We start from the raw sequence: 11618 nt of genomic DNA, 5'->3' as shown, positions 1-11618 counted from the left end.
AAGGGATGGCACGGACACCGGTCGTAGACTGCGCCGCGTGGCAGACGAGAAGAACAAGCGCACGCTCCCGGCGACCAGCTGGGCGGTGCTCGGGCTGCTCTCCTTCGGGGAGGAACTCTCCGGCTACGACCTGAAGAAGTGGTCGGACCGGTCCCTGCGCTTCTTCTACTGGAGCCCTTCCTTCAGCCAGATCTACAGCGAGCTCAAGCGCCTGGAGAAGGCCGGTTACGCCTCCTCCCGACTGGTCGCCCAGGAGACGGGCACCCGCGACAAGCGGGTGTACCGGATCACCGACGAGGGCATGGCGGCCGTACGGGAATGGGCCCGCGACACCTCGGTCGACCCGCCCGTCCTCAAGCACGGGCCGATGCTGCGGCTGTGGCTCGGGCACCTGCTTGAGCCGGGCCAGATGCGTGAAGTCCTGCTCCGGCACCAGGAGTTCGCGCAAGAGATGCGCCTGCGCGCGGTGGCCGACGCGGAGGCCTCCCTGGACGACCCCGCCTGGGCCTACCCCACGCTCACCCTCAAATGGGCGGAGCGCTACTACGCCTCCGAGGGCGCCCTCGCGGCCGCGATGCTCGACGACATCACGGCCCTGGAGAGCGGCGGCTGACGTACCCTCGGGCCATGACGGGCAGCGCGATCGACCTCCGCACGATGGAATCGACCGCTCCCGCGCTCGTGAACCTCTACAAGAGCGCCGGGATCTCGCTCCGCAAGCACGGCCTGGAGGGCGTGCGCGCCGCGGTGTACCTGGTCCTGGACCACTCGGGATCGATGCGCCCGTACTACCGGGACGGCACCGTGCAGGCCTTCGCCGACCGGGTGCTCGGCCTGTCGGCGCACCTCGACGACGACGGGCGCGTGCCGGCGGTGTTCTTCTCGACCGAGGTCGACGCGGTGGAGGAGATAGCGCTCGCCGGGCACCAGGGGCGGATCGCCGCGATCGCCTCCCGCCTGGGCCACATGGGCAAGACGGCGTACGACGCGGCGATGGACGCGGTGATCGACCACTACCTGGATTCGGGGTCGGCCGATCCGGCGTTCGTCGTCTTCCAGACGGACGGCGGTCCGATGAACAAGCCGGCGGCGGAGCGGTACCTGTGCAAGGCGGCCCGGCTCCCGCTGTTCTGGCAGTTCGTCGGCTTCGGACAGACGCACAGCTCGCAGTTCGACTTCCTGCGGCGCATGGACGAACTGCCCGTGCCGGCCCGGCGGGTGGTGGACAACGCGGGTTATTTCCACGCGGGCCCGGACCCCCGGGAGGTCCCGGACCCGGTGCTGTTCGACCGCCTGGTGATGGAGTTCCCGTCCTGGCTGGCATCGGCCCGCGCGGCGGGCATCGTACGCACCTGAGCAGGCGCTTTGATGGACGTATGACGACCACGCACAACTGGGCAGCGTTCGAGAATCAGGAACCGGAATTCGCGGCGGCCGTCCAGGCCCGCTTCGCGCAGTACCCGCACCACGTCCTCGGCACGCTCCGCAAGGACGGCTCCCCGCGGCTGGCCGGACTGAACGTCGACATCCGCGGCGGCGAGCTGTGGCTCGGGATGATGCCGGGCTCGATGAAGGCCAAGGACCTCCAGCGCGACCCGCGCTTCACCCTGCACACCAACCCCGGCGACGGCGAGGCGATGCCGGACGGGGACGTACGGATCTCCGGGCGCGCGATCGAGCTGCTGGACCCGCCCGAGCTGCACCGGTACGCGGAGGAGACGGAGACCCCGCACCCCTTCCACCTCTTCCACGCGGACCTGACGGAGGTGGTCCACATCGGCATCGACGGCGACGACCTGGTGGTCCGCACGTGGACCCCGGCACACGGCCTGCGCACCATCCGCCGAGGCAACGACGACGAACCCCCGCGCGAGGACCCGGCTAGCTGAAGAGGGACCGGCCCCGGGCGGGGCCGCTCAGCACCGCGGGGTCGATGTCGACCCAGCTCCGGTCGATGTTGATGGTGACCCCGGCGTACGTGTCGTCGTGGTCGCCGCGGTACTGGTGGGCGCGGCGGCGGCCTGCCCACCGGTGCGTACCGGCGGGCAGGCTCGTGTCGGCATCGGCGACCGAGGCCCTGCCGTTCCAGACGGCGACCCACAGCACGTCGGGCATGGCCTCCGGGGCCTGGTCGTGGTGGTCGCTCAGGGCCTTTGCGCCGGAGCTCGCCGCGACGTAGGCACCGGCGCTGTAGCCGAGCTCGTGCAGCCGGACCGTCCAGGCGGTGAGGTACGCGACGACCGGCGGGTCCCAGGTGGTGCGGTCGGTGTAGTTCTCCAGGTCGTTGTAGAGCACCGTCCCCTCCGCCAGGCCCAGGGACCGGGCAGCCGTGACGGCGCCTTCGGCGGCCTCCATGCCCTCCTGGTTCGCCTGGGAGGGGTCGGTGGACAGGCCGGTGGCCGGGTTGTTCCAGGGCTGCGGGCCGACCCAGAGCGGCATGAGGTGCCAGCCCGCCTCGGCCTGCCGCCGGACCCAGCCGGCGGTGAGCCGCGGCTGGGCGCAGGCCCGGGCACGGCCGCCGATGTAGATGCCGACGGCGCCGAAGGGGGAGGCGGCCCGCCAGTTGTCCATGGCGCTCTGGGTCGGGGCGGTGCAGGCGTCGAAGCCGGCGCCGGTGAAGGGCTCCTGGGCGCGGACGGGCTTCGGGCCGGTGACGGCCGACGCGGTGACGGCCGACGCGGGATCCGCGGGGGCACCATGGCCGGCGCTCCTGCCGGCCCGCGCGAGCACCTCACGTACGGCGTCGGACGCTCCCCCGTACGAAACCGTGGCCATCACCCCGGACCCGCGCAGGGCGTACCGCACCTCGCGGCTGTCCCCCTCCGCCTCGGGGATCGCGCCGACCCCGTCGACCCCGTCGACCCCCAGGGTCGGGATGTCGGCCCGCTGCGGGGCGCCGTCGAGCGGCTCCAGGTGCAGGGTGTCGGCGCGCCGCCGCACGGCCCGCCCGGCGCACTCGCCCTGCGTACCGGCATGCCCGAGGTACAGGGTGGGCCGGTCCAGCCGCAGGCAGGCGCCGGGATTCCGGTCGAGGTCGACGACCCGCCAGTCCCCCGGCACGGTGACCCGCAGCCCGTGGTAGTCGACGGTCCGCCCGTCGGAGTCGGCGGGCGAGGCGGGCGAGGCGGGCGAGAGCAGAGCGGCTCCGAGCAGGCAGGACAACATCATCTTGGAGGGCATGCGCCCCACAGTTACCAGACCGCTCTGCTCCTCAACTGCGCTGCGCGACAACGCAGATGGTCCGTACGGCCTACAAAGAGGCGTCCGCCCCGAAGATCCACGGCTCCGGGGCGCCCACCGCCCTCGGCACGCATCACCCACACGAGCGAATCACGCCGGGCCGCGCCCAGGGCGTCGGTGACGGTCGACCCTGCACTGTCCGAGCCCGGCCGGCCCGCCGACGCCGCCCGCACCGCGTCCCTGTCGCCGCCCCCTGACGGGCCCTCCCGTGACGGACGGTGCTACGACCCCATACCGCCCCTCACACCAACCGCTTGACAGCCCATCAGGAATCGGGGCCGCTCCAGTCGAAGGGGATGTGCTTGCTGGACTGGCCCTCGCGGCTCCACCGGAAGCCGAACGCGTCGGCCCGGTCCACCGTCGCCCGGCCCCACGTCACGACCTGGCCCGGGCCGGTCTCGGAGCCCGGCATGTTGACCGACTGGACGCGCGCGCCCTCCGGTGTCGTCGGCCCATCGAGCGCCACGGCACCGGCCTCCACCCGGCCCGGGATCGCGGCCCGCCAGCCGCCGAGGTCCTCGTCGACCTCGACTTCGATGGGGGCGAAGTCCATGCCGCGCATCTCGGGCCCGAGCATGCCCACCAGCTGTGTGGGCCAGCCGCCGGCCTGGCCGCCGAAAATCATCTGAAGCGCCGTGCGTTGCGCTTCATCCGCGCGCTCGTCGAGGAAGACAGCCGCGTACGCGTCGGAGTGCTCGCCCCACACGTTGCCGACGAAGGAGGAGAGCATCAGCACGTTGAGCCCGTCCAGCGGCACGTCGCCGTAGCTCCCCGCATTGACGTGCCAGGCGAGGACGCCGTCGCACGCCCCGAAGGTGGGCGGCTGCGCGAAGGTACAGGGGCAGGGCACATTGCACCTGCACGTATCGAACCAGTCCCCTGCAACGTGCCATCTCGGAACGGTCGCCGTGGTCTCGGGCATGGCCCGCCTCCTCAGGAGGTCCCTGGGACCATTCTCCACCCTGTACGGCGGGCAGACCAGGCCGGGCGGGCACCGGCCGCGGTTCTGTGCTGTGCTGGAGGTGTCCTCGCGCGTTCGGGAGGAGTGCCATGCCGCACATCCGACTGGCGCCACCGGCCCCCACCGGGCCGGGCGTCCTCCTGACGAGGCGCGAGCTGGCCTTCGCCTGGATCCTGCTGACCGTGCTCGCCGCGCTGGCCTGGGCTCTGACCGTCGCACAGTCCCGCGAGACGGGCACCGGCTCCGGCACGATGGGCATGGCTCTGCCCCTGTTCCTGCTGCTGTGGGTGGTCATGATGGCGGCGATGATGCTGCCGTCGGTGGCGCCGGTCGCCGTGACCTGGGTACGGGCCATCGGCCGTACGTCCGCCGGCCCGGTCCGAGCAGTCCGGACCGGCGAGTTCCTCCTCGGCTACCTGCTCGCGTGGACGGCGTTCGGGCTGGTCGCGTACGGGCTGCTCGCCGCGACCGACCGGCTGCTCGACGCCCGTCCGGGGGCGGGCCGCTGGATCGGTGCGGGCGTTTTCATGCTGGCGGCCGTCCAGCAGTTCGGGCCCCTGAAGTCGGTCTGCCTGCGGCACTGCCGCAGCCCGATGTTCCAGCTGCTGCGGTACTCCCGCTTCCGCCCCCGAGCCAAGGACCTGCGCGTGGGGGCGCACCACGGGATGTACTGCGTCGGCTGCTGCTGGGGGCTGATGATCATCCTGATTCCGCTCGGGGTGATGAACGTGGCCGCCATGGCGGGGCTGTCCGCCGTGATCTTCCTGGAGAAGCTGTGGCGGCAGGGCCCGTGGCTCGCCTGGGCGGTCGGCGTCGCCTTCCTGGCCTTGGCGCTGCTCGCGCCGTTCCACGACTGGCTGCTCCCGGGCCTCGAGACCTCGCACTCGCCGATGGACACGGACCACATGGAGCAGATGCTGGGCCCCACACCCTCGTGAGGGGACCGTAAGCATGGCGAACAAGGCAGTGCTGGAGGGTGGACCGGACGACCTGTCCGAGCGGACCGTCACCCTCCCCTCCCCACGCCTGGCGAAGAGCTCAAGATCCCGCACGGCGACACCCTGGTCCTGGGCGACACGGGAACGCGGAATGCATCGGAGTGGCTACACAACGCCACAGCGCCCGCCATCCCTGGTCGGGGACATGGCGGGCGCTGCGTCAGGTTTCCGTACGCCGTTGTACGGACCGTATGAGGGGTCCCGACCCGGAGGGCGGGGTGTCGGCGGGTTACACCACCAGCGAGCGGTCCGTCGGCTTGACCGGGTACGGGAGGGCGCTGGTGCCGGTCAGGTAGCGGTCCACGCCTCGGGCCGCCGAGCGGCCCTCCGCGATGGCCCAGACGATGAGCGACTGGCCGCGGCCCGCGTCGCCGGCGACGAAGACGCCGTCCACGTTGGTCGTGTAGGAGGCGTCGCGCTCGATGTTGCCGCGGGCGTCCAGCTCCAGGCCGAACTGGTCGACCAGACCGTTGGCCTGGTCGGTGCCGGTGAAGCCCATCGCCAGGGTGACCAGTTGGGCCGGGAGGACCCGCTCGGTGCCCGGCTTCTGCTCCAGCTTGCCGTCGACGAACTCCACCTCGACCAGGTGCAGCTCCTGGACGTTGCCGGCCTCGTCGCCCTCGAAGTGGGTGGTGGAGACGGAGTAGATCCGCTCGCCGCCCTCCTCGTGCGCCGAGGTGACCTTGTACAGCATCGGGAACGTCGGCCAGGGCTGCCCGGTGGGGCGGTCCTCGGACGGCCTCGGCATGATCTCCAGCTGCGTGACCGAGGCCGCGCCCTGGCGGTGGGCGGTGCCCACGCAGTCCGCGCCGGTGTCGCCGCCGCCGATGACGACCACGTGCTTGCCCTCGGCCGTGATGGGGGGCGCCATGAAGTCGCCCTCCTGCACCTTGTTCGCGAGCGGCAGGTACTCCATCGCGAAGTGGATGCCGTTCAGCTCACGGCCCGGGACCGGCAGGTCGCGGGAGACCGTGGCGCCCGCCGCGACGACCACCGCGTCGAACCGCTTGCGCAGGTCCGTGGCGGTGATGTCGCGGCCGATCTCCACACCCGTGCGGAACTTGGTGCCCTCCGCGCGCATCTGCTCGATGCGGCGGTTGATGTGCACCTTCTCCATCTTGAACTCGGGGATGCCGTACCGCAGCAGCCCGCCGACGCGGTCGGCGCGCTCGTACACCACCACGGTGTGGCCGGCCCGGGTCAGCTGCTGGGCCGCGGCCAGACCGGCCGGGCCCGAACCGATGACGGCTGCCGTCTTGCCCGACAGGCGCTCCGGCGGCTGCGGGGTGACGTTGCCGTTGTCCCAGGCCTTGTCGATGATCGAGACTTCGACGTTCTTGATGGTGACGGCCGGCTGGTTGATGCCGAGCACGCACGCCGACTCGCACGGGGCCGGGCAGAGACGCCCGGTGAACTCGGGGAAGTTGTTCGTGGCGTGCAGGCGTTCGCTCGCCCCCGACCAGTCCTCGCGGTACGCGAAGTCGTTCCACTCCGGGATCAGGTTCCCGAGCGGGCACCCGTTGTGGCAGAACGGGATGCCGCAGTCCATGCAGCGGCCGGCCTGCTTGCTGATGATCGGGAGCAGCGAGCCCGGGACGTAGACCTCGTTCCAGTCCTTCAGCCGGTCGGCGACCGGACGGGAACAGGCGGTCTCGCGCGGGGTGGTGAGGAAGCCCTTCGGGTCAGCCATGGGTCGCCGCCTCCATCATCTTCTCCGTGGTCTCGGATTCCGAGAGTCCGGCCAGCTCAGCGGCGTCCTTGGCGGCGAGCACTGCCTTGTACGTGGTTGGGATGATCTTGCTGAAGCGGGCCGCCGCGGCGTCCCAGTCAGCCAGGAGCTTCGCGGCCACGGTCGAGCCGGACTCCTCCTCGTGGCGGCGCACCACATCGTGCAGCCACTGCTTGTCGGTGTCGGAGAGGACCTCCACGGCGCCCGCGTTGCCGGCGTTGACGTTGTTCGGGTCGAGGTCGACGACGTATGCGACGCCGCCCGACATGCCGGCCGCGAAGTTGCGGCCCGTCTCGCCGAGGACGACGGCGCTGCCGCCGGTCATGTACTCGCAGCCGTGGTCGCCCACGCCCTCCGAGACGACCAGGGCGCCGGAGTTGCGTACGCAGAAGCGCTCGCCGGTGCGGCCGCGCAGGAACATCTCGCCGCCGGTGGCGCCGTAGCCGATGGTGTTGCCGGCGATGGTCGAGTACTCGGCGAGGTGGTCGGCGCCGCGGTCCGGGCGGACCACGACCCGGCCGCCCGACAGGCCCTTGCCGACGTAGTCGTTGGCGTCGCCCTCCAGGCGCAGTGTCACACCGCGCGGCAGGAAGGCGCCGAAGGACTGGCCCGCGCTGCCCGTGAAGGTCAGGTCGATGGTGTTGTCGGGCAGGCCCGCACCGCCGAACTTCTTGGTGACCTCGTGGCCGAGCATGGTGCCGACGGTCCGGTTGATGTTCCGTATGGCGACCTGCGCGCGGACCGGCTGGGCGGCTTCGGCGGTCTCGGCGTTCAGCGCGTCGGCCGCGAGCTTGATCAGCTCGTTGTCGAGGGCCTTCTCCAGACCGTGGTCCTGCTCGATCAGGGCGTGGCGGACCGCGCCCTCGGGCAGCGCCGGCACGTGGAAGAGGGGCTCCAGGTCGAGGCCCTGCGCCTTCCAGTGCGTGACGGCCTTGCTGGTGTCGAGGAGCTCGGCGTGGCCGACGGCCTCCTCGATCGTACGGAAGCCCAGCTCGGCCAGGATCTCGCGCACCTCCTCGGCGATGAACTCGAAGAAGTTCACGACGAACTCGGGCTTGCCGGCGAAGCGGTCGCGCAGGACCGGGTTCTGCGTGGCGATGCCGACCGGGCAGGTGTCCAGGTGGCAGACGCGCATCATGACGCAGCCGGAGACGACGAGCGGCGCGGTCGCGAAACCGAACTCCTCGGCGCCGAGCAGCGCGGCGATGACCACGTCGCGACCGGTCTTGAGCTGGCCGTCCGTCTGGACCACGATGCGGTCGCGCAGCCCGTTGAGCAGCAGGGTCTGCTGGGTCTCGGCGAGGCCGAGCTCCCAGGGGCCGCCCGCGTGCTTGAGCGAGGTCAGCGGGGAGGCGCCCGTACCGCCGTCGTGGCCGGAGATGAGGACGACGTCCGCGTGGGCCTTGGAGACACCCGCGGCGACGGTGCCGACACCGACCTCCGACACCAGCTTGACGTGGATGCGCGCGGCCGGGTTGGCGTTCTTGAGGTCGTGGATCAGCTGAGCCAGGTCCTCGATGGAGTAGATGTCGTGGTGCGGCGGCGGGGAGATCAGGCCGACGCCCGGGGTGGAGTGCCGGGTCTTGGCGACCCACGGGTAGACCTTGTGGCCGGGCAGCTGGCCGCCCTCGCCGGGCTTGGCGCCCTGCGCCATCTTGATCTGGATGTCGTCCGCGTTGACCAGGTACTCGCTCGTCACGCCGAAGCGGCCGGAGGCGACCTGCTTGATCGACGAACGCCGCGCCGGGTCGTACAGGCGGTCCGGGTCCTCGCCGCCCTCACCCGTGTTGGACTTGCCGCCCAGCTGGTTCATGGCGATGGCGAGGGTCTCGTGCGCCTCGCGCGAGATGGAGCCGTACGACATGGCGCCGGTGGAGAAGCGCCTGACGATGTCGGCGACCGACTCGACCTCGTCGATGGAGACGGCTTCGCGGTCCGACGTGAAGCCGAAGAGCCCGCGGAGCGTCATGAGGCGCTCGGACTGCTCGTTCACCCGGTCCGTGTACTTCTTGAAGATGTCGTACCGGCGGTTGCGGGTGGCGTGCTGGAGGCGGAAGACCGTCTCCGGGTCGAACAGGTGCGGCTCGCCCTCGCGGCGCCACTGGTACTCGCCGCCGATCTCCAGCGCGCGGTGCGTGGCCGCGATGCCGGAGGCCGGGTACGCCTTGGCGTGGCGGGCGGCCACCTCCTGGGCGATGACGTCCAGGCCGGCGCCGCCGATCTTGGTGGCGGTGCCCTGGAAGTACGCCCCGACGAACTCCTCGTTCAGGCCGACGGCCTCGAAGACCTGGGCGCCTCGGTAGGAGGCGACGGTGGAGATGCCCATCTTGGACATGACCTTCAGGACGCCCTTGCCGAGCGCGTAGATCAGGTTCTTGATGGCCTGCTCCGGCTCCAGGCCGGACAGGAACGTACCGGCGCGCAGCAGGTCCTCGACGGACTCCATGGCGAGGTACGGGTTCACGGCGGCGGCGCCGTAGCCGATGAGCAGCGCGACGTGGTGGACCTCGCGGACGTCACCGGCCTCGACCAGCAGCCCCACCTGGGTGCGCTGCTTGGTGGCGATGAGGTGGTGGTGCACGGCGGAGGTGAGCAGCAGCGAGGGGATCGGCGCGTGCTCGGCGTCCGAGTGGCGGTCCGAGAGGACGATCAGGTGGGCCCCGTTGGCGATGGCCGCGTCGACCTCGCCGCGGATCTCCTCCAGGCGGGCGGCCAGCGACTCGCCGCCGCCGGAGACCCGGTAGAGGCCGGAGAGGGTGGCGGCCTTCATGCCGGGCATGTCGCCGTCGGCGTTGACGTGGATGAGCTTGGCCAGCTCGTCGTTGTCGATCACCGGGAAGGGCAGGGTGACGCTGCGGCAGGACGCGGCGGTCGGGTCCAGCAGGTTGCCCTGCGGGCCCAGCGAGGACAGCAGCGAGGTGACGAGCTCCTCGCGGATGGCGTCCAGCGGCGGGTTGGTGACCTGCGCGAAGAGCTGCGTGAAGTAGTCGAAGAGCAGCCGGGGGCGCTCGGACAGGGCCGCGATCGGGGAGTCCGTACCCATGGAGCCGAGCGGCTCGCCGCCGGTACGGGCCATCGGCGCGAGGATGACGCGCAGCTCTTCCTCGGTGTAGCCGAAGGTCTGCTGGCGGCGGGTGACCGAGGCGTGGGTGTGGACGATGTGCTCGCGCTCGGGCAGGTCCGTCAGCTCGATCTCGCCGGACTCCAGCCAGTCCGCGTACGGCGCGGCGGCGGCCAGACCGGCCTTGATCTCGTCGTCCTCGATGATCCGCTTCTGGGCGGTGTCGACGAGGAACATCTTGCCGGGCTGGAGGCGGCCCTTGCGGACGACCTTGGCCGGGTCTATGTCGAGGACGCCGACCTCGGAGGAGAGGACGACGAGGCCGTCGTCGGTGACCCAGTAGCGGCCGGGGCGCAGACCGTTGCGGTCGAGGACCGCGCCGACCTGGGTGCCGTCGGTGAAGGTGACGCAGGCCGGGCCGTCCCAGGGCTCCATCAGCGTGGAGTGGTACTGGTAGAACGCGCGGCGGGCCGGGTCCATGGAGGTGTGGTTCTCCCAGGCCTCCGGGATCATCATCAGCACCGCGTGGGGCAGCGAGCGGCCGCCGAGGTGCAGGAGCTCCAGGACCTCGTCGAAGGAGGCCGAGTCGGAGGCGTCCGGGGTGCAGATCGGGAAGATCCGCTCCAGGGCGCCGTCACCGAAGACCTCGGAGGCCAGCTGGGACTCGCGGGCCTTCATCCAGTTGCGGTTGCCCTTGACCGTGTTGATCTCGCCGTTGTGCGCGACGAAGCGGTACGGGTGGGCCAGCGGCCAGGACGGGAAGGTGTTGGTCGAGAACCGCGAGTGGACCAGCGCCAGCGTCGAGGCGAAGCGGCGGTCGGAGAGGTCCGGGAAGAAGGGCTCCAGCTGGCCGGTGGTCAGCATGCCCTTGTAGACGATGGTGCGGGCGGAGAGCGACGGGAAGTAGACCCCGGCCTCGCGCTCGGCGCGCTTGCGCAGCACGAACGCCTTGCGGTCCAGCTCGATGCCCGTGCTGCCGTTGCTGACGAAGAGCTGCGAGAAGGCCGGCATGGTGGCGCGGGCGCCGTTGCCGAGCAGGTCAGGGGTGACCGGGACCTCGCGCCAGCCGAGAACCGTCAGGTTCTCCTCGGCGGCGATGGCCTCGATCTGCTCCACGGCGACGGCCTGTGCGGTGCCGTCGGCGGGGAGGAAGGCGATGCCGACGGCGTACGCGCCGGCCTCGGGGAGCTCGAATCCGGCCGCCTCGCGCAGGAACGCGTCCGGGACCTGGGACAGGATTCCGGCGCCGTCGCCCGAGTCGGGCTCGGATCCGGTGGCGCCTCGGTGCTCGAGGTTCCGCAATACGGTCAGCGCCTGCTCGACCAGCGTGTGGCTGGCCTCGCCGCTGAGGTTGGCCACAAAGCCGACGCCGCAGGCGTCGTGCTCGTTGCGCGGGTCGTACATGCCCTGCTGGGCGGGGCGACCGTCCATGGGCGACCAGGCGGTGGTGCTGAGGCCGGTCGCGGAGTGCGTGGATGCGGAACGCATCGGCTCTCCCGTCGTCGTAGCGGCATATGTGTCATAGCCGAGGGACGACGTTGGCCCTCTGCGAAATTTCGTGCAGGTTACATGATGACGGCAATCCCGAGAAGCGGATACGGCGTTTCACCATGCGGACACTGCACGCAA

8 protein-coding genes are annotated in these 11618 nt (G+C 71.1%); 4 read left to right on the top strand and 4 right to left on the bottom strand.

Annotation, left to right across the window (positions count from 1 at the left end; translation table 11 throughout):
- The first annotated feature begins 37 nt into the window (after nt 1-37).
- The 3 genes from ACIQU4_RS24570 to ACIQU4_RS24560 are packed head-to-tail and all read left to right on the top strand — an operon-like array spanning nt 38 to nt 1889.
- On the top strand, nt 38-613 hold the full coding sequence (locus ACIQU4_RS24570; protein ID WP_403734483.1) for a PadR family transcriptional regulator: 576 nt from the start codon (nt 38-40) through the stop codon (nt 611-613).
- Nucleotides 614-627: 14 nt separating this feature from the next.
- Nucleotides 628-1356 (top strand): VWA domain-containing protein, encoded by a 729-nt coding sequence (locus ACIQU4_RS24565; RefSeq protein WP_403734480.1) that lies wholly within the window; start codon nt 628-630, stop codon nt 1354-1356.
- Nucleotides 1357-1376: 20 nt separating this feature from the next.
- Nucleotides 1377-1889: a pyridoxamine 5'-phosphate oxidase family protein gene (locus ACIQU4_RS24560; protein ID WP_403734477.1), complete on the top strand. Its 513-nt coding sequence runs from the start codon at nt 1377-1379 to the stop codon at nt 1887-1889.
- Here the strand turns inward: ACIQU4_RS24560 and ACIQU4_RS24555 are convergent.
- Together ACIQU4_RS24555 and ACIQU4_RS24550 are read right to left on the bottom strand one after the other, a co-directional pair.
- Entirely contained in the window at nt 1882-3180 is a 1299-nt protein-coding gene (locus ACIQU4_RS24555) for a DUF1906 domain-containing protein (RefSeq protein ID WP_403734475.1), read from the bottom strand. The two genes, ACIQU4_RS24560 and ACIQU4_RS24555, sit on opposite strands and share 8 nt — an antisense overlap.
- A 325-nt stretch (nt 3181-3505) precedes the next feature.
- Nucleotides 3506-4162 carry a DUF1326 domain-containing protein gene (locus ACIQU4_RS24550; RefSeq protein ID WP_403734473.1) on the bottom strand — a complete coding sequence of 219 codons (657 nt, stop codon included), beginning with the start codon at nt 4160-4162 and terminating at the stop codon, nt 3506-3508.
- A 128-nt stretch (nt 4163-4290) separates the two neighbouring features.
- Between ACIQU4_RS24550 and ACIQU4_RS24545 the strand changes: the two genes are divergently transcribed.
- Entirely contained in the window at nt 4291-5139 is an 849-nt protein-coding gene (locus ACIQU4_RS24545; protein WP_403734470.1) for a DUF2182 domain-containing protein, read from the top strand.
- Between the two features lie 289 nt (nt 5140-5428).
- On the opposite strand, the gene ACIQU4_RS24540 is transcribed toward ACIQU4_RS24545, so the two are convergent.
- Together ACIQU4_RS24540 and gltB are read right to left on the bottom strand one after the other, a co-directional pair.
- Nucleotides 5429-6889: a glutamate synthase subunit beta gene (locus tag ACIQU4_RS24540; protein ID WP_403734467.1), complete on the bottom strand. Its 1461-nt coding sequence runs from the start codon at nt 6887-6889 to the stop codon at nt 5429-5431.
- Entirely contained in the window at nt 6882-11420 is a 4539-nt protein-coding gene (gene gltB / locus ACIQU4_RS24535; protein ID WP_403734947.1) for a glutamate synthase large subunit, read from the bottom strand. The genes ACIQU4_RS24540 and gltB overlap by 8 nt, the downstream gene beginning before the upstream one ends.
- Nucleotides 11421-11618 lie beyond the last annotated feature (198 nt).

Origin of the sequence: Streptomyces sp. NPDC090741, from assembly GCF_044769045.1 — a bacterium.
Taxonomy (GTDB): domain Bacteria; phylum Actinomycetota; class Actinomycetes; order Streptomycetales; family Streptomycetaceae; genus Streptomyces.
Note: the sequence above shows the minus strand (reverse complement) of the source record. Positions and strands in the feature narration are given on the sequence as shown.